This window comes from Rhodococcus sp. 06-470-2 (assembly GCF_002258235.1).
GTDB lineage: Bacteria > Actinomycetota > Actinomycetes > Mycobacteriales > Mycobacteriaceae > Rhodococcoides.
This window is the reverse complement of the sequence record NZ_NOYB01000032.1, coordinates 231,158-249,551: the sequence shown is the minus strand read 5'-3', so window position 1 is coordinate 249,551 and position 18,394 is coordinate 231,158. Positions and strand designations below refer to the sequence as shown.

Sequence of the window (18,394 nt, the reverse complement as noted above, 5' to 3'; positions counted from 1 at the left end):
ACGACGAGAGGGTGAGCAGAGAATCTCTGCTCACCCTCTCGTCGTTCGATCGGAGCTACACCGTTGCCGATTCCACGATCACCGGAGTCGCCGGTGCGCCGTCTTCCGAGCCACCGGTCACCCCGCCCGCTGCGATGGCGTCCAGGGTTTGCAGACCGGCGTCCGAGATGGTGCCGAACACCGTGTATTGCGGCGGCAGCACCGAATCGGCGTACACCAGGAAGAACTGGCTGCCGTTGGTGTCGGGGCCGGCATTGGCCATCGCCAGCGTTCCGCGGGGGTAGACCACCGGGTTCTCGGCCTGCGCCGGATCGTCCGTGTACGCGGTGGTGGGGTACTCGTTGGCGAAGGTGTATCCCGGTCCGCCTCGACCGGAACCGGACGGGTCACCGCACTGCAGTACCTCGAGGCCTGGTGACGTCGTCAGTCGGTGACAGGGTGAGCCGTCGAAGTACCCCTGCTCGACGAGGCTCACGACACTGTTGACCGTGCACGGTGCTGGTGTCCGGTCCAGTGTGATGCCGATCGGACCTGCAGTGGTGGACAACGTCACATCGACGGTTCCGTACACGTCGACGTTGTCGGTAGCCGGAGCGGTGACCTGCTTGACGGCCGGAGACTGCTCCGGATACGAGCAGGAGACCGTGTCGGTCGTCGGCTGCGGCACGGGCGGCAGAGCCCCGAAACGGGACAGATCGAGTGCAGGCCGCGGCGCGGGTGCCTCGGTTGTCGTGGTGGTCGTCGACGACGGCGTGGTGGCCGGCGCTGCTGCCGGTTCGGCCGAACCGGAACACCCTGCGAGAACCAGCGCGGTGGCCGAGATCGCGATCGTCAGAGCCGAGGTGCGGTTCACAGGTCGCTCAACATGGACGTGATGTCGACCGGTTCGGCGGGGGCTCCGTCGGACGCGCCGCCTTCGACTCCCTTGGCCGCGATGGCGTCGAGGGTGGCGAGTCCGGTCTCGTCGATGGTGCCGAACGCGGTGTAGGCGGGCGGCAGTTCGGAATCGCCGTAGACGAGGAAGAACTGGCTGCCGTTGGTTCCCGGGCCCGCATTGGCCATGGCCAACGTTCCCCGTGGGTAGGAGATCGGGGTCTGCGCGGCAGGGTCGCCTTCGGCGAACGTATCGGTGGGGAATTCGTCGGCGAACTGGTAGCCCGGCCCGCCGGAGCCGGTGCCGGTGGGATCGCCGCACTGGAGAACCTGCAGACCCGCGCCCGTGGTGAGTCGATGGCAGGTGGTGCCGTCGAAGTAACCCTGATTGGCGAGCGAGACGAAACTGTTGACCGTGCAGGGAGACTCGGGGTTGTTCAGCGTCAGACCGATGTTTCCCGCAGTCGTGGTCATGCTGTAGCTCAGCGGCTCGTCGCTGGTCGGCACGTTGTCGGTGCGCGGGGGAGTGTTCGGCTTGGCCGCAGGCCCCGCCGCGGCGGGGTAGGAGCAGTTCACCGTCTCGGGCAACGGCTCGGTGCGTCCGGCTGCGATGATCGAATCGGCGGGTGCCGACGTCGAGGATTCCTGGGCGGTACTGGCATCGTCGTCACCGCGGGTCACCACGAACACGACCGAGACGACGGCCACCACCGCAACGACGCCGAGAATGGAACCGGCGATCGTCAATTGCTTACGACGCCGGGCTCGTTCGGCACGGCGTACGAGTTGGCGTTCGAGCTTTCGTTTGGCAGCCTCGCGCCGTTGCTCGTTGCTGGGCAATTCGTGTTCCTCCCGCTTGTCGAAAAACGACCTCGCCCGCTCGCTGCACGGACCGATCGTGTGCTAACCGGCCGAGAATCGGCCAACGCGAGTTTGCCATCACTGCCTGAGAGCATGCTGGGGGGACCCGACGGGATCGGCCCCACTAAGCTTGTTCGGTACTTCGGCCTCAGCCATTTAGGAGCGTTTGTCTTGCTCGTCACCGGATTCCCCGCAGGCATGTTTCAGACGAACTGTTACATCCTGGCCCAGGACGACGCGTCCGAGTGCGTCGTCGTCGATCCCGGTCAGGACGCCGCGGATCCGCTGATCGACTTCCTGACGCAGTCCTCGCTCACCCCCACCGCAGTACTGCTCACGCACGGTCATCTGGACCACACGTGGTCGGTGGAGCCGATCTGCGCAAAGTACGGCATCCCGGCGTACATCGCACCCGAGGACCGCTACATGCTGGCCGATCCGATCAAGGGAACCGGCCCGACGTTGGCGGCGGTACTGGGCGACCTCGAGTTCCACGAACCGGCCGAGGTGATCGAGCTCACGGACGGTCGACGGCTCGAACTCGCCGGAATCGAATTCACGGTGGTACACACCCCCGGGCACACTCAGGGATCGGTGGTGTTCCTCGCTCACGCCGACGGGCCCGACGGCTCGGTTCCGTTGGCTCTGACCGGGGACACCCTCTTCGCGGGTTCGATCGGGCGCACCGATCTGCCCGGCGGCGATCACGATCAACTGCTGCGCTCCATCGCGACTCGGCTGCTCCCTCTGAGCGACGACACGGTGGTGCTCCCGGGGCACGGCGGACAGAGCTCGATCGGCCAGGAGCGCGCATCCAACCCGTTCCTCGTTGGACTCACCGACCCCGGGCAAGGAAAGCTGTGAGCGTGAGCAAGCCGACCGCCTTTTCCGCGCCCAAGGGCATTCCCGATTACTTCCCGCCCAACTCGGCCGAGTTCGTCGCCGTACGCGAAGGGTTGCTCGACGCAGCCCGCACCGCCGGCTACGGCCACATCGAACTGCCGATCTTCGAGGACACCGGCCTGTTCGCCCGTGGGGTCGGGGAGTCGACCGATGTGGTGAGCAAGGAGATGTACACCTTCTCCGATCGCGGAGACCGATCGGTGACGCTGCGCCCCGAGGGCACCGCCGGAGTCATGCGCGCGGTGATCGAGCACGGACTGGATCGGGGAGCGCTACCGGTCAAGTTGGCCTACGCCGGGCCGTTCTTCCGCTACGAACGCCCGCAGGCCGGCCGCTACCGGCAGCTGCAGCAGGTGGGGGTCGAGGCGATCGGCGTCGACGACCCTGCGCTGGATGCCGAGGTCATCGCCGTGGCCGACGCCGGTTTCCGGGCCCTGGGTCTGACCGGCTTCCGGCTCGAGATCACCTCGCTCGGCGACGACACCTGTCGCCCGCAGTACCGAGAGCTGTTGCAGCAGTTCCTGTTCGCTCTTCCGCTCGACGAGGACACTCGCCGACGTGCCGAGATCAACCCGCTGCGTGTGCTCGACGACAAGCGGCCCGAGGTGCGCGCGATGACCGCGGACGCACCGCTGATGCTCGATCACCTCTCGGATTCGGCGAAGGAACACTTCGACGAAGTGCTGGCCTACCTGGACGTGATGAACGTCCCGTACCTGGTGAACCCGCGAATGGTGCGTGGCCTCGACTACTACACCAAGACGACGTTCGAATTCGTGCACGACGGACTCGGCGCGCAATCGGGCATCGGCGGCGGCGGCCGCTACGACGGTTTGATGGAACAGCTCGGCGGGCAGGCACTGTCCGGAATCGGGTTCGGCCTCGGCGTCGACCGCACGGTGCTGGCCCTGGCCGCCGAGGGCAAGACTGCGGGCGCGACGGCACGATGCCAGGTCTTCGGTGTTCCGATGGGTGCCGGTGCGAAGCTGGCGATCGTCGACATCGCGGCTCAGCTACGCGAACGAGGAATAGCGGTGGACATGGCTTACGGGAATCGCGGAATCAAGGGTGCCATGAAGGCTGCCGACCGATCCGGAGCACGTTTCGCGTTGGTGCTCGGGGATCAGGAACTGGCTGCCGAAGCGGTTCTGGTGAAGGACCTTTCGAACGGTGAGCAGGACACCGTTCCGATGGCCGACGTGGTCGACGCCCTCGGAGCGCGTCTTGCCCGGTGAGTCCCCGCCCGGTGACTCCCGGTCCAACGCGGGGCCGGTAGCACTGGACCTGGTCTCGGTGGAGTTCCTGAAACCGCGCCTGCGCAAGATCATGGTCGGGTCGGCGGCGATCGGGATCGTTGTCGCCGTCGTGCTGGCGCTGTTCGCGCCGGTGTGGGTCGCAGTTCTCGTCGGAGTGATCGTCGGCGGTCCCGCGGTACTGTCCGGCTGGCTCGGTCTGCGCCGCCGGATTTGGCTCGACGGTCCGCAACTGTGTGCACGAGGGTTGCGCACGCGCCGACTGAAGATGCCGGAGGTGGTGACCGCCGAACTGACCATTCGGACGGCCGGAATCGATCAGATCTCGCTACGGCTCTACGACGGGCGTACCCACGTCGTGGTTCCGCTTGCGCTCTACACCAGGGACGGGGGCCGGGAACTGCCGATTCTGTCGTTGCGCACCCTCGCCGACTCGCTGTGGACAACCGAGTTGGTGCCGGCTGCGGCGATCGCATCGGTGCTGGTCGATCAGCTGCGCGCCGAGGCACGCGACGCCGGGCTCGACCAACGGCCGCTCTACCGCGCCGTCGAACTCGTCCGTAGCAAGGGACGAACTCCGCAGGCGACTCTGACCGACCGGGAGGTCGCCCAACTGCTCGGCTGAGCCGGGATCAGGTGACCAGGAATGCGTCGAGTACGACGGCTTCGGCCGAGCGAGATCCGGACGTGACGACGAGCGCACGGTTGAGATAGGTGAACTTCGGGACCGCGGTCGACACGCGAAGGGTGCCGCGGAAGTAGTACGTGGCGGGGTCCACCTCACGCTCGGGATCGTTCAGAGCGTCGATCACCTCGGCCGGCCCGAACTGAACTCCGCGGTAGTCGAGCGAGAGATAACCGCCGGTTGCCAACTCCAGGACGAGGTCGGTGCTGAACTCGGTGCATCCGTCGGGCCGCGTCACGCTGACGACGGTCGACCCGGCGGCGAGGGTGCCCTCGATGTCGGGGCCGGGAGCTGCGCCGCCGAGCACGGTGGTGACCACCCGCTCACCGGCCGGCACCGAGCCGATGTCGATTCCCGGTCCGAGGGTGAGGCCGAGACGCAGAATCGGCTCGAGGGTCGGTGTGTTCGGGGCGGTCACTTGTGGTGCACTCCTAGGATCGGCTGGGGACCTACGCTATCGCCTTCCGGTGACCATGCCCGAGCGGGGATCCGCGGGGGAGAGCCGCCCTTGACACGACATAGAACAAATGTTCGACTGTGTGCATGCGATGGGCCGGCCAGACTCTCGATGCCGCGGACGACGGGGCGCTACCGGGGCTCGAGCGATCGGGACTGGTCCGCAGCGTCCAGACGCCCGAGTTCGAGGGCATCACCTTCCACGAAGTGTTGTGCAAGAGCGCTCTGAACGAAGTGCCGAGCGAATCTCAGGTGCCCTTCTCGTGGACCGTCAATCCGATGCGCGGGTGCTCGCACGCATGTCGATACTGCTTCGCCCGCCCGACGCACGAATATCTGGATCTGAACTCCGGCAACGACTTCGACTCGCAGATCGTCGTGAAGACGAACGTTGCTGCGGTACTGCGCAAGGAACTCGCGCGCCGGTCGTGGAAACGGGAGCCGGTGGCGCTCGGGACCAACACCGACCCCTATCAGCGCGCGGAAGGGCGATATCGGTTGATGCCGGGGATCATTCGAGCATTGGCCGAATCCGGGACGCCGTTCTCCATTCTCACCAAGGGCACACTGCTGCGGCGTGATCTGCCCCTGTTGACGCTGGCTGCGCAGCAGGTGGAGGTGCAGGTGAGCATCAGCCTGGCCATTCACGATGCCGACCTGCAGAAGCAGCTCGAGCCCGGAACCCCCAGTCCACGAGCGCGATTGGATCTCGTTCGTGCGGTCCGCGACGCGGGCCTGGACTGCGGCGTTCTGGTGGCACCGGTGATTCCGTTTCTCACCGACGGGGCCAAGCAGTTGGACGGCCTCATCGGTGCCCTGGCAGAGGCAGGTGCGACAACCGTGACGGCGCTGCCGATGCATCTGCGTTCGAGCACCAAGGACTGGTACATGAGCTGGCTGGTGAAGGAACACCCCGCGTTGGTGCGTCGGTACCGTCAGCTCTACGGACACGGGGCCTATGTGACTCCTGAGTACAAGCAGTGGCTCAAAGCGAGAATCGATCCGCTGCTCGACACCTACGGGTTCGCCGCCGAGCAGACCCGCTCGCTGCCCGCCAACGAGCCTGCCGAACCCCGAGCACCGGTGACCTCGGGGCCGGCTCTCACCCTGTTCTGAGCTGGATGATCAGGGGTTGTTCAGGTCGCGTGCCGAGAACGTGTCGCAGGCCGCCACCTGTCCGGTTTCGTAGCCCGCGGTGAACCATGCCTGACGCTGCGCAGAAGAACCGTGCGTCCAACCCTCGGGGTTGACGCGGCCGGTGGATGCCTGCTGGATGCGGTCGTCGCCCACCGACGACGCCGCCGAGAGTGCGTCGTCGATGTCGGTAGCGGTCAGCGGCTCGAGGAAGGGGACTCCAGTTTTCGGGTCGACCGTCTCGGCTGCGTAGTGCGCCCAGATTCCCGCGTAGCAGTCGGCCTGCAACTCCACCTTGACGCCACCGGACTCGGGTCCTTGGGGATCGGCCTGCGCGCGTCCGATATCGCCCAGCTGATTCTGGATGTGGTGGCCGATCTCGTGCGCCACCACGTATTCCTGTGCGAGTGGTCCGCCGCTGGAGCCGAACTGGTCGACGAGTACTTGGAAGAAGCTCGTGTCGAAGTAGGCGGTGGAATCGGCCGGGCAGTAGAACGGCCCGACGGCGCTGGTGGCGTTGCCGCAGCCGGTGCCGGTCGAACCGGAGAACAATCTCACGGCCGGCTGGACGTAGGCGACGCCGGTCTGCGATTGCAGCTGCGATTCCCACACGGTATCGAGGCTCGCCACCGTGAAATCCACCCGGCAGTCGACGTTGCTGTTCGCCTCTGTGACGTCACAGTCGAGCGTTCCGGACGACCCGGAGTCGTTCTGGCCGGCGGAACTGTCGCCGCCGCTGATCTGGTTCAGGATTGCGCCGGGATCGCCGCCGAACAGCAGGGCAAGGACGATGACGACCAGTCCACCCGCGCCGCCTCCGATCGCCAACTTGCCGCGTCCGCCACCCCCTCCGCTGCCACCGACGGAGACTCGGCCTGGTGTCGATTGCGAGCCTTCTCTGAACGTCATGCTGGAGTTCCCCTCCGCCGAGCGCGCATCTGTGATGCGAACCGATACCGCCACTGTCGGCCTTAGCTTCGCATGCCGCGTTGCGATCTCGTTTCCTTCTACGGCGATGTGCTCCGTAGGATCGAGGATCGAACAACACGATCAGCGGATTTTTCTCGAAAGGACACCCGTGCTGCGCACCCACCTCGCCGGCTCATTACGCCCCGAGCACGTCGACCGAACCGTGACGCTGACGGGATGGGTGGCCCGCCGACGCGATCACGGCGGCGTCATCTTCATCGATCTGCGCGACGCGTCCGGTGTGTCCCAGGTCGTCTTCCGTGAGGGCGCAGCACTCGAGCAGGCCCATCGCCTGCGCGCCGAATACGTGGTGAAGGTGACCGGCAAGGTCGAGGGTCGTCCGGAGGGCAACGCGAACTACGAGATCCCCACCGGTGCGATCGAGGTCGAGGCCTCCGAGATCGAGGTCCTGTCCGAGGCCGCGCCGCTGCCGTTCCAGCTCGACGACCAGCCCGGCGAGGAAGCGCGGCTCAAGTACCGCTACCTCGACCTGCGTCGCGAGGGACCGGGCCACGCCATTCGCCTGCGCTCGCACGTCAACGCAGCAGCCCGCTCGGTACTCGCGCACCACGAGTTCGTCGAGGTCGAGACTCCGACGCTCACGCGATCCACTCCCGAGGGCGCCCGCGACTTCCTGGTGCCGGCGAGGTTGCAGCCGGGCAGCTTCTACGCTCTGCCGCAGAGCCCGCAGCTGTTCAAGCAGTTGCTCATGGTAGGCGGTATCGAGCGCTACTACCAGATCGCCAGGTGCTACCGAGACGAGGATTTCCGCGCCGACCGTCAACCGGAGTTCACTCAGCTCGACGTCGAGATGAGCTTCGTCACCCAGGACGACGTCATCCTCCTGGCCGAAGAGATCCTGGCGTCGCTGTGGAAGCTCGTCGGCCACCACTTCACGGCTCCGATTCCACGGATCACCTACGCCGAGGCGATGCGTCGCTACGGTTCGGACAAGCCCGATCTCCGCTTCGACATCGAACTGGTCGAATGCACGGACTTTTTCTCCGACACCACGTTCCGAGTGTTCCAGGCCCCGTACGTCGGTGCCGTCGTCATGCCCGGTGGTGCATCGCAGCCCCGCAAGCAGTTGGACCGGTGGCAGGAATTCGCCAAGCAGCGTGGCCACAAAGGCCTCGCCTACGTGCTCGTCGGCGAGGACGGCACCTTGGGTGGCCCGGTTGCCAAGAATCTCACCGACGCCGAGCGTGACGGCCTCGCCGCGCACGTCGGCGCGAACAACGGCGATGCGATCTTCTTCTCCGCGGGCCCGATCAAGGCATCACGTGGATTGCTCGGTGCTGTGCGCGGCGAGATCGCTCGCAAGCTCGACCTGATCGACCCGAAGGCATGGGCATTCGTGTGGGTCGTCGACGCTCCGCTGTTCGAGCCCACGTCCGACGCCACCGCCAGTGGTGACGTGGCCGTCGGATCCGGTGCGTGGACTGCCGTGCACCACGCCTTCACGTCGCCGAAGCCGGAGTCGATGGATACGTTCGACACCGATCCCGGATCCGCCCTGGCCTACGCCTACGACATCGTCTGCAACGGCAACGAGATCGGCGGCGGCAGTATTCGTATCCACCGCAAGGACATTCAGGAACGGGTGTTCGCGATCATGGGTATCGGCAAGGAAGAAGCCCAGGAGAAGTTCGGCTTTCTCCTCGACGCCTTCTCCTACGGCGCACCGCCGCACGGCGGCATCGCGTTCGGCTGGGACCGCATCACTGCGCTGCTCGCCGGTGTCGACTCCATCCGCGAGGTCATCGCGTTCCCCAAGTCCGGTGGCGGCATCGACCCGTTGACCGACGCGCCCGCCCCGATCACCCCGCAGCAGCGTAAGGAATCGGGCGTCGACTTCAAGCCGGAGAAGAAGGAAGAACCGGTCGAGGCCTGAGAAGTTTCGAAAACGACTGTCCCCGTAGCGCTGTGCGCTACGGGGACAGTCGTCTGTTGTCGAGCAGGTCAGCGTGCGGGGGACAGCGGCCCACCGGTCAGTACGCGGTAGGCGTAGTTGGTTGCGATCACCGAGATCGGGATGGTGAACAGCAGACCGAGACCGCACAGCAGCGCACCGACGATGTTGATCGCGGCCAGCAGCAGCAGAAGCAACACCACGGGACCGAAGTTCTTCACGGTCAGGTCGACACTCGATCTGATGGATTCGATCGCCGTCTGGTTGCGATCGATCAGGAACGTCAGTGCGAAATTGGCGAGGAAGCCGATCACGATCAGAACGACCGTTCCGAGGAACGGGATGAAACTGACCACCACACTCACGATCGTCCAGATCAGCGCGAGAACGGCGATCTGGCCGACGTTGGTGAGCTGGAAAAATCTACCGAACGACGGCTTCTGCGGGGCACCGGTCTCGTCCAGCGCACCTCGAACGTACGCGGCGTTGACGAAATACGACACGAACGTGAGGATCGCCGTCAGGACGACGGCCACCCCGGATGTCGTGGCCGTGAATGTCGTGTCGCCGCTGTCGGCTGCCACCATCGCCGCGGTGAACGTCGAGGCGAAGACCACGGCGAGACCGATAGCCGTCACGGCCCACACGATGGCGGTGATTCCGAGCCATGGGCCGACGTTGGCCTTGAACTTGTCGAACCCGTAACTCAGCGCTGCCCCGACGTCGAGCCGTCCGGGATTCGGACCCAGTGGCGTCTGCCCGTAACCCTGGTTTCCGCAGGTGCCGTGCGGCGGCGGGTACACACCGGGGGGCGGTGGATAGCCGCCGGGTGCACCACCCTGCGGTGGGTAGTTGCCGGGAGGCGCGTAGCCGCCCTGCGGTGGATAGTTCCCTTGAGGTGGATAGTTGCCGGGAGGCGGGTAGCCACCCTGCGGTGGGTAGCTGCCCTGCGGTGGGTAGTTCCCCTGCGGCGGGTAGTTGCCCTGCGGCGGGTAGCTTTCGGTCGGGGGTGGGTACTGACCGCCGGGAGTCGGCGGGGTGTTTCCCGTGCTCGGCGGGGGAGTGTTGGGCGTGTCGGTGCGGTCGGGATCGGATCCCTCGCCGGGCCGGGGTTCGCCGGTCGGATTGTCGCTCAACGTCGTTCTCCTGGTCTGTGGTCGGGAGCAATGGGGTCATTCGGGGCGTCGAGGCCCTTGAACACCCGGACGCAGACGAGCGGGCCTCCGCCGTGTGTCGGAGGTCCGCTCGTGCGTGGATGGGGTTTACGAGATGGCGACGACCTGGGTTCCGCCGGCGAACTCGTCGTGCTTGCCCTGCTTGGTCGGGCTCGAGTTGATGGTCACCGCAATGACGATGTACGCCACGATCACCAGGAAGGTGCCGAGCAGCGGTACCACGTTCAGCAGCAGGAAGGCGTTGCGCTTGGCCGCTTCGGCCTGGGTGGGCAGTCCGCCCGATGCGCCGAGGGTTCGCAGACCGAGGAGCTGCTTGCCCAGGGTCCGGCCGCGCGAGGACTCGAGCAGCGTGAAGTACGCGAAGCCGAGGAGTGCGGACGCGAGGCTCAGCAGCACGGTTCCGAAGAACCCGCTCGGGAGAATCACGTACAGGATGAACTGGACGACCGCGAGAACGAGCCCATCCAGGAAGCGGGCGGCGAACCGTGCTCCGAGGCTGCCGGGCTGCGCGCCGCCGGGCAGCGGGGAACCCATGCCGAAGGCCGCGTTGCCGCCGACCGGCGGCGGTGGATAGTTGCCCGGGGGCGGGTAGTTGCCGGGTGGCGGGTAGCCGGACGCTGGATTCGTGGGGTACTGGGGTCGGTTCGGATCGGAGCCGTAGTGCGGTCCGTCGGATGGATTGTCGCTCACGAGATTCCCTTTGATTGCAAAGTGTGACGTGCGTCGAACGAGTACTCGATTCTCGCTGAGCGAACCGCACCACGAAGGGGGTGTCAATGACTACGCGCCTGCCCGGTCGGCACATTTCGGACACGATTTCTCGCCGAGCGCACCGGGCCCGGTCCTACTAGGGTTGGGTGTTCTACCCATACCGGGACTATCACGAGGGGCTCGCCGTGGGCATCAAGGTTGCACTCGAACACCGCACCAGCTACAAATTCGACCGCACCGTCAAGATCTTTCCGCACGAGATTCGGCTGCGACCGGCACCGCATTCGCGTACTCCCATCGAGGCGTACTCGCTGAAGATCGAACCGGCGGAGCATTTCGTCAACTGGCAGCAGGACGTGTTCGGAAACTTCCTCGCTCGGGTGGTCTTCCCCGAGCGAACCGACCACCTGTCGATCACCGTCGGACTCGTCGCGGACATGGCGTCGATCAACCCCCTCGACTTCTTCGTCGAGGAATGGGCCGAGCACTTCGGGTTCGCGTACGAGGAGCACGACCTTCCCGACCTCGAGCCGTACCTGCGCCCGGTGGACGAGGGCAAGGCGGGATCAGGACCGGGCCCGGTGGTCTCGGCCTGGGTGGAGAAGCTACAGGCAGCCGTCGTCGAACGCGGAGAGTCGTTGCGCACCATCGATTTTCTCGTGATGGCAAACCAAGCCGTGATGGGGGACGTCGGGTACTCGGTGCGGATGGAACCGGGAGTGCAGACCCCGGATCTGACCCTGACGTCCGCCGTCGGGTCGTGCCGCGACTCGGCGTGGTTGCTGGTGTCGGTCCTGCGTCAGATGGGTCTGGCCGCGCGCTTCGTCTCGGGTTACCTGGTTCAGTTGTCCTCCGACGTCAAGTCTTTGGACGGCCCGTCCGGGCCGGTGGAGGACTTCACCGATCTGCACGCGTGGACCGAGGTCTATCTCCCCGGTGCGGGCTGGGTCGGGATGGATCCGACCTCCGGCCTGTTCGCCGGCGAAGGTCACATTCCACTGTCGGCGACGCCACACCCGTCGACTGCCGCCGCGATCTCCGGTGCCACGAGCAAGTGCAAGGCCGAACTCGACTTCTCCAACACCGTCGTACGCGTCCACGAGGATCCGCGAACGACGTTGCCCTACACCGCCGAACAGTGGGAGTCGATCAAGGCGACAGCCGAGAAGATCGACAAGCGGATGCTCGATCAGGACATTCGACTGACCGTCGGCGGCGAGCCCACATTCGTCGCGATCGAGAATCAGGAAGCGCCCGAGTGGAACACCACGGCCGATGGCCCACACAAGCGCAAGCTGGCAAGTGTGCTCGCCGAACGGCTTCGCACCATCTATGCACCGGACGGCCTGGTGCAACGCAGTCAGGGCAAGTGGTACCCGGGTGAGCCGCTGCCACGGTGGCAAGTGGGATTGTTCTGGCGCACCGATGGTCAAGCCCTGTGGCACGACTCCGACCTGATCGCCGATCCCTGGTTGGCAGAGGATCTGCGCCCGGAACCGGTGGACAACTTGGCGTCGCAGGAATTGATCGACGAGTTGGTCAAGGCTCTCGGACTGCCTGCCTCACAAGCGCGTCCCGCCTACGAGGACCCGTTGGTGAAACTGTTGGACCTGGTTCGTCAGCCCTACGGTGACCCGCCCGCCGACGACGACGACCTCGAACCTGGAGCCGATTCCGCGGACGCCAGGAAGCGACTGCTCGAACGGCTCGATGCCAGCACCGACGAGCCGGCGGCATTCGTGCTGCCCATCTCGCGCACCGAGGACGGGTCCGGCTGGGAGAGCTCGGACTGGAAGTTGCGCCGTGGCCGAATCGTGTTGTTGGAAGGCGATTCTCCTGCGGGCCTGCGGCTGCCCCTGCGAGCGATCTCCTGGGATGGGGGACCGGTCGAGAACCCGGCCGACCCCACCGCCCCCAAGCCGGATCTGCCGACACCGCAGCTCACGCAGCAGCCGCCGCGCGCGGTGAACCCGGCCGAGTCGCGGTACGCGCAGTTGGTCGACGAGACGTCCAGGGTCGGCGGCACCGCCGTCACCGCTCTGGTCGCCGAGGTCCGTGACGGCATCCTGCACGTGTTCATGCCGCCGATGGATCGGTTGGACGATTTCGTCGACCTCGTCTCACGCGTCGAGCAGGCGGCGTCGACCATCGACACCCCCGTCGTGATCGAGGGCTACGGCCCGCCGTCGGATCCGCGTATCCAAACCCTCACTGTCACACCGGATCCCGGTGTGATCGAGGTCAACGTGCAACCGACCTCCTCGTGGGCCGAACAGAACGAACTGATGGAGCGTCTCTACCTCGAGGCTCGCCAGTCCCGGTTGAGCACCGAAGGATTCGACAACGACGGCACCACCCGCGGAACCGGCGGCGGCAACCACATCACTCTCGGCGGCGTGACGCCGGTCGATTCACCCGTTCTGCGTCGACCGGATCTGTTGGTGTCGCTGCTCACTCACTGGCAGCGGCACCCGTCGCTGTCGTACCTGTTCTCGGGCCGCTTCATCGGCACCACCTCGCAGGCACCTCGCGCCGACGAGGGTCGAGAGGAATCGCTCTACGAGCTCGAGGTCGCATTCAGCGAGATCAAGCGACTGACCGGGGCCGATCGATCGGCCTCACCCTGGGTGGTCGACCGAGCACTGCGGCACCTGCTCACCGACATCACCGGCAACACGCACCGCGCCGAGTTCTGCATCGACAAGCTCTACAGCCCCGACTCCACCCGCGGCCGACTCGGATTGCTCGAACTGCGCGGGTTCGAGATGCCGCCGCACCATCAGATGGCGATGGTGCAGTCACTGCTCGTGCGATCGATGGTCTCGCGATTCTGGGACACCCCGCTCGAAGCTCCGCTGATCCGGCACGGTGCCAATCTGCACGGCCGATACATGCTTCCGCACTTCGTGATCAGCGACATCGGCCGCGTGGCCGAGGACCTCCGTGAGCACGGTATCGACTTCGACACCAGCTGGCTCGATCCGTTCACCGAATTCCGATTCCCGCGGATCGGCACCACCGTGGTCGGCGATGCCGAGATCGAACTACGTGGCGCGATCGAGCCCTGGAACACCCTCGGCGAGGAGTCGACGTCCTCCGGCACCGCGCGGTACGTGGACTCCTCGGTGGAGCGGATCCAGGTTCGGGTCGCCGGAGCCGACGCGGGCCGATACATGGTGACGTGCAACGGGGTGCCGGTACCGATGGTGCGCACCGAGCGTCAGGACGTTCAGGTCGCCGGTGTGCGCTACCGCGCCTGGCAGCCGCCGAGCGCTCTGCACCCGACGATCGAGGTGCAGAGTCCACTGCGTTTCGACCTGGTGGAAATGCAGACCGGACGCGCAGTCGGTGGATGCTCGTACCACGTCGTGCATCCGGGCGGGCGCTCGTACGAGGGGCCTCCCGTCAACTCGGTCGAAGCCGAGGCTCGCCGCAACGGCCGCTTCGAGGAGGGCGGGTTCACCTCGGGGAAGGTGGACGTAGCAAGATTGCTCGAGATGCACGCTCGCCAAGCGATCGATGTGTCCGCGCCCGGCATGCTCGACCTGCGCCGGACCGGAGTCATCACGTCCTGAGACGCGACTGCACAGGAGAACGAGTCGACCGGTAGCGATCTCGGTCCGACGCGTATCGGGTGGGTCCGCAGCAAGCGGAGCCGCCCGGCGGCGGAGTGTGATCGACCGACGGAAGGAACAACGGCTCGATGGTGCCCGTGGATACCACCCTGAGTGGAGCCGGCAGGAACGACGATGTCTCGAGTGGAGCCGGCAGGAACGACGATGTCTCGAGTGGAGCCGGCAGGAACGACGGTGTTTCGAGTGGTGCCGGGTCGCCGTGGCTCGCGTATCGCGGTCGGCGCGAGGCCGTGAGCGGTCGCGTCGATCGGTTCGACGAGTTGCTCGACGCCGACGACGCCGTTCGTCCGCATTGGGCGGAGTTGGTCGACGGTATGCGTGAGGCCGGCTCCGGTGCCATGCAGACGTTGCAGTCGCGGGTGAGCCGTCTGGTCGACGACCACGGCATCACGTACAACCCCATTCCGCCGTCGGGTGGCAGCGAGGCATTGCCCAGTGCTGTTCGGTGGGGGTTGGACAGTGTTCCGTTGGTGGTCGCGGCCGATGAGTGGGATCGTCTGGAAGCCGGTTTGGTTCAGCGGTCGATGCTGCTCGACGCGGTGCTCACCGATATCTACGGCGCCCAGGAAACCGTTCGTCGGGGGTTGATTCCGCCGGAGTTGGTCTTCGGTAATCCGGGTTATCTGCGCACTGCGCACGCGATCACCATTCCGGGGCCGCATCAGCTGTTCATGCATGCCGCCGATGTCGCCCGAGGTTCGGACGGTGAGTTCCGAGTCGTCGCCGACCGCACGCAGGCACCGTCGGGAGTGGGGTACGCGCTCGCCGATCGACGGGTGATGTCGCGCGCGATGCCCGAGTTGTTCCAGGCGAGCAACCCGAGGCCGCTCTCGACGTTCGCGCGCGCGGTGCGCCTGGCGCTTCGCGATGCTGCGCCCGCGTCGGCCGAGAATCCGGTCGTGGTGGTGCTCAGTCCTGGTTCGCACTCCGAGACGGCATTCGATCAGGCTTATCTCGCAACGGTTCTCGGTTTTCCGCTGGTGGAGAATGCCGATCTCGTGGTCCGTGACGGTTGTCTGTGGATGCGGTCGCTCGGCAAGTTGCGCCGGGTGGATGTGGTGCTGCGCCGAGTCGACGCCGAGTTCGCGGACCCACTCGATCTACGTCCGGATTCGCACCTGGGTGTCGTCGGTCTGGTCGAGGTGTTACGCCGCGGGGCCGTGAGCGTGGTGAACACCCTCGGTAGCGGTGTGCTCGAGAACCCGGCTCTGCTTCCGCTGCTTCCGGCGTTGAGCCGTGCGCTGCTGGACGAGGATCTGATTCTCGGTTCGGTACGGACCTACTGGGGCGGTGACCCGAATCAGCTCTCGCACATCGGCAGCCGGCTGCGTTCGCTGGTACTGCGGTCGACCACCTCGCGTCGCACGGTGGTGGGGCACGATCTCACCGACGTCGCAGCCAGGGAGCTGTGGGATCGAATCGTGGCCGAGCCGTGGAAGTGGACCGGGCAGGAAGTCCCCGAGTTCTCGCTGGCTCCGGTCGGTTCGTCGATCGACGGCGAGTCGGGGTCGCAGTTGGCGGTAGCCCCTGCGCAGGTGGGGATGCGGCTGTTCACGGTTGCGCAACGGGGTGGGTACACACCGATGCGCGGCGGCCTGGGGCAGGTGGTGCTCACCGCACCGGTCACCGATCCGCTCATCACGGTGGCGTCGAAGGACGTGTGGGTCAAGTCGGTGGAACGGGTCACCCCGGCGGACTCCGCTCCGCACACCCCTCCCGCCACGGTGGAGGAGTTGCCGCAGTACGCCGCGTCCAACGTCGATGTCGTCAGCTCTCCGCGTGTGCTCGGTGACCTGTTCTGGTTCGGGCGCTACAGCGAACGTGCCGAGGACATGACTCGCTTGCTGATCGCTGCGCGCGAACGCAATCAGGACTATCGCTCGATGCCGTGGCTCGAGGGCAGCGACAGTCTGCCGATCCTGCTCGAAGCGGTCACGAAGGTCTCGCGTACCTGGCCGGGGTTCCTCGACGAGAAGAACCACGGCGACGCGACCGTGGAAATGCGTTCGCTGATGCTGTCGACGGGCCGTATGGGTTCGCTGGCGCAATCGGTGGACCGGATGCAGCAAGCGGCGCGCGCGGTACGCGACCAGCTCTCGAATGACACCTGGGCGGTGCTGAACCGCATCGACACCGCGCTGGAGGAGCTGGCCGAGTCGCCGGTTCACAACGGCGCGCAACTGGCGTCGTCGCAGTCGAGTGTGCTGCGTGGTCTGCTCGCACTGTCCGGCCTGGCGTCGGAATCGATGGTGCGAGACGCGGGCTGGTACCTGATGGACGCCGGTAAGCGGATCGAGCGTGGTCTGCAGCTGACTGCGCTGCTCTCGGCCACCCTGAGTCACGCTCTCACTCCGTCCACGGAACAGGCGGTCATCGATTCGGTGTTGTCCGCCGCCGAGTCCTCGGTGATCTACCGCAGACGCAACAGTGGGCGCGCGCGTCCGGCGGCCGTCGCGCAGCTGTTGCTGTTCGACGAAGGCAACCCGCGAGCGCTGGTCTACCAGCTCGACCGGCTTCGGGACGATCTGGGTTCGTTGCCCGATGCCTCGGGCACGTCACGGCCCGAGCAGCTCGTCGAGCAGATGCGGGTGCGATTGCGACGGGTCGACCCGGGCGATCTGGAGTCGGTCGACGCGAACGGTCGCCGGGTGGAGTTGCTCGAACTGGTGGACGGAATCCACGACTCACTCGAGGAGTTGTCTCGCGTCGTCCTCGCCACGCACATGTCGTTGCCCGGCGGCACGCAGCCGCTGTGGGGCAGCTCGAACATCCGATCTGCGAACGGGGTGCGGTGATGAGTCGTCGGTATCGAATCAAGCACATCACCACCTACACGTACTCCGACCGCGTGACCTCGTCCTACGGCCGTGGATTCCTGGCTCCGCGCGACATGGACGGGCAGCACTGCGTGGAGAAGTCGGTCACGGTGGAGCCGGCACCGACCGATCAATCCTTCGGTGTCGACGTCTACGGCAACGAGGATGTGTACTTCCACGTCACCCAGGACCACGAGAAACTGGTGGTGACGGCGGATTCTCTCGTGGAGGTGTATCCGCGCCCGGCGGACGAAACCACGTCGTGGCCGGCGACGGCGTCGTGGGAGTCAGCTCGGATGGCGCTGTTCGGTGCGAACGTGCCTGCCGATCCGGCTCGCGCGTCGGCTGTGGAGTTCGCTCTGGATCTGCCGACCCCGGAGATCACCGACGAGGTACGCGCTTACGCCGCACCCAGCTTCTGGCCGGGTCGTCCTCTGGCGGACGTCGTGGTCGATCTGACGCATCGGATCTTCACCGATTTTCGCTATCTCTCGGGCTCGACGACGGTCTCGACCACCGTGGTCGACGTGCTCGCCGCGCGATCGGGAGTGTGTCAGGACTTCGCTCGTCTCGCGATCGCGTGCTTGCGGTCCCAGGGTCTCGCGGCGAGGTACGTGTCGGGTTATCTCGCCACCGAACCTCCGCCCGGCAAGGAGCGGATGATCGGTGTCGACGCGACCCATGCGTGGGCTGCGGTGTGGATGCCGAACGATCGTTGGCTGGCCTTCGATCCCACCAACGATCAATTGGTGGACGAGCGGTACGCGACCGTGGCGTGGGGACGCGACTACGCCGATGTACCTCCACTGCGCGGGGTGATCTACACCGAAGCGGAGGAGAGCACCATCGCCGTGTCGGTGGACGTTGCACCGCTGTAGCGAACCCGGCATAATCTGATGGCTCGGGGGTAACCGACCACCTGGTCGAATCTGGGGATGCAGAACGAAAAATGCCGCAAAACGGACAATCGTGTCTCATTCGTAGTCGTCGACACAGCACAGCAGAACGCAC

Annotated in this window: 14 protein-coding genes; 8 read left to right on the top strand and 6 right to left on the bottom strand. The window is 66.0% G+C overall.

From position 1 onward, the window contains the following. Positions 1-55 precede the first annotated feature (55 nt). Both CH276_RS16740 and CH276_RS16735 read right to left on the bottom strand, forming a co-directional pair. A complete protein-coding gene (locus CH276_RS16740) occupies positions 56-853 on the bottom strand; it encodes a peptidylprolyl isomerase (protein ID WP_045195339.1) in 798 nt (265 codons plus the stop codon). Further along, a complete protein-coding gene (locus CH276_RS16735; RefSeq protein WP_094630044.1) occupies positions 850-1,713 on the bottom strand; it encodes a peptidylprolyl isomerase in 864 nt (287 codons plus the stop codon). The genes CH276_RS16740 and CH276_RS16735 overlap by 4 nt, the downstream gene beginning before the upstream one ends. Before the next feature lie 192 nt (positions 1,714-1,905). Between CH276_RS16735 and CH276_RS16730 the strand changes: the two genes are divergently transcribed. Genes CH276_RS16730 through CH276_RS16720 form a run of 3 tightly spaced genes read left to right on the top strand, consistent with a single transcriptional unit; the run spans position 1,906 to position 4,515 of the window. Beyond that, on the top strand, positions 1,906-2,598 hold the full coding sequence (locus CH276_RS16730) for an MBL fold metallo-hydrolase (protein WP_094630043.1): 693 nt from the start codon (positions 1,906-1,908) through the stop codon (positions 2,596-2,598). Positions 2,599-2,600: 2 nt separating this feature from the next. Then, positions 2,601-3,872 (top strand): histidine--tRNA ligase, encoded by a 1,272-nt coding sequence (gene hisS / locus CH276_RS16725; protein WP_032397971.1) that lies wholly within the window; start codon positions 2,601-2,603, stop codon positions 3,870-3,872. Further along, positions 3,862-4,515, top strand: coding sequence for a hypothetical protein (locus tag CH276_RS16720; protein WP_094630042.1), 654 nt, complete (start codon positions 3,862-3,864; stop codon positions 4,513-4,515). The genes hisS and CH276_RS16720 overlap by 11 nt, the downstream gene beginning before the upstream one ends. A 7-nt stretch (positions 4,516-4,522) precedes the next feature. Here the strand turns inward: CH276_RS16720 and CH276_RS16715 are convergent, their stop codons facing one another. Beyond that, on the bottom strand, positions 4,523-4,993 hold the full coding sequence (locus CH276_RS16715) for a DUF3237 domain-containing protein (protein WP_032397972.1): 471 nt from the start codon (positions 4,991-4,993) through the stop codon (positions 4,523-4,525). 125 nt (positions 4,994-5,118) lie between these two features. Between CH276_RS16715 and CH276_RS16710 the strand changes: the two genes are divergently transcribed. Continuing rightward, complete coding sequence (locus CH276_RS16710) at positions 5,119-6,147, top strand: Rv2578c family radical SAM protein (protein WP_094630041.1); 1,029 nt, start codon at positions 5,119-5,121, stop codon at positions 6,145-6,147. 9 nt (positions 6,148-6,156) lie between these two features. On the opposite strand, the gene ypfJ is transcribed toward CH276_RS16710, so the two are convergent. Then, positions 6,157-7,074, bottom strand: coding sequence for a KPN_02809 family neutral zinc metallopeptidase (gene ypfJ / locus CH276_RS16705; protein ID WP_094630111.1), 918 nt, complete (start codon positions 7,072-7,074; stop codon positions 6,157-6,159). A gap of 169 nt (positions 7,075-7,243) precedes the next feature. Between ypfJ and aspS the strand changes: the two genes are divergently transcribed. Next, a complete protein-coding gene (gene aspS, locus CH276_RS16700; protein ID WP_094630040.1) occupies positions 7,244-9,028 on the top strand; it encodes an aspartate--tRNA ligase in 1,785 nt (594 codons plus the stop codon). A gap of 68 nt (positions 9,029-9,096) precedes the next feature. Here the strand turns inward: aspS and CH276_RS16695 are convergent, their stop codons facing one another. Both CH276_RS16695 and CH276_RS16690 read right to left on the bottom strand, forming a co-directional pair. Next, the gene (locus CH276_RS16695) at positions 9,097-10,182 is read right to left on the bottom strand and encodes a hypothetical protein (RefSeq protein WP_094630039.1); all 1,086 of its coding nucleotides are present in this window, start codon (positions 10,180-10,182) and stop codon (positions 9,097-9,099) included. Between the two features lie 126 nt (positions 10,183-10,308). Then, entirely contained in the window at positions 10,309-10,911 is a 603-nt protein-coding gene (locus tag CH276_RS16690) for an RDD family protein (RefSeq protein WP_254924107.1), read from the bottom strand. A 206-nt stretch (positions 10,912-11,117) separates the two neighbouring features. On the opposite strand from CH276_RS16690, the gene CH276_RS16685 reads away from it, so the two are divergent. The 3 genes from CH276_RS16685 to CH276_RS16675 all read left to right on the top strand — a co-directional run bounded on the left by CH276_RS16685 (position 11,118) and on the right by CH276_RS16675 (position 18,261). Continuing rightward, positions 11,118-14,507 carry a transglutaminase family protein gene (locus CH276_RS16685; protein ID WP_094630109.1) on the top strand — a complete coding sequence of 1,130 codons (3,390 nt, stop codon included), beginning with the start codon at positions 11,118-11,120 and terminating at the stop codon, positions 14,505-14,507. Between the two features lie 128 nt (positions 14,508-14,635). Then, positions 14,636-17,362, top strand: a complete 2,727-nt coding sequence (locus tag CH276_RS16680) for a circularly permuted type 2 ATP-grasp protein (protein ID WP_254924106.1) — start codon at positions 14,636-14,638, stop codon at positions 17,360-17,362. Further along, a complete protein-coding gene (locus CH276_RS16675; protein WP_045199773.1) occupies positions 17,362-18,261 on the top strand; it encodes a transglutaminase family protein in 900 nt (299 codons plus the stop codon). The genes CH276_RS16680 and CH276_RS16675 overlap by 1 nt, the downstream gene beginning before the upstream one ends. Positions 18,262-18,394: the final 133 nt, after the last annotated feature.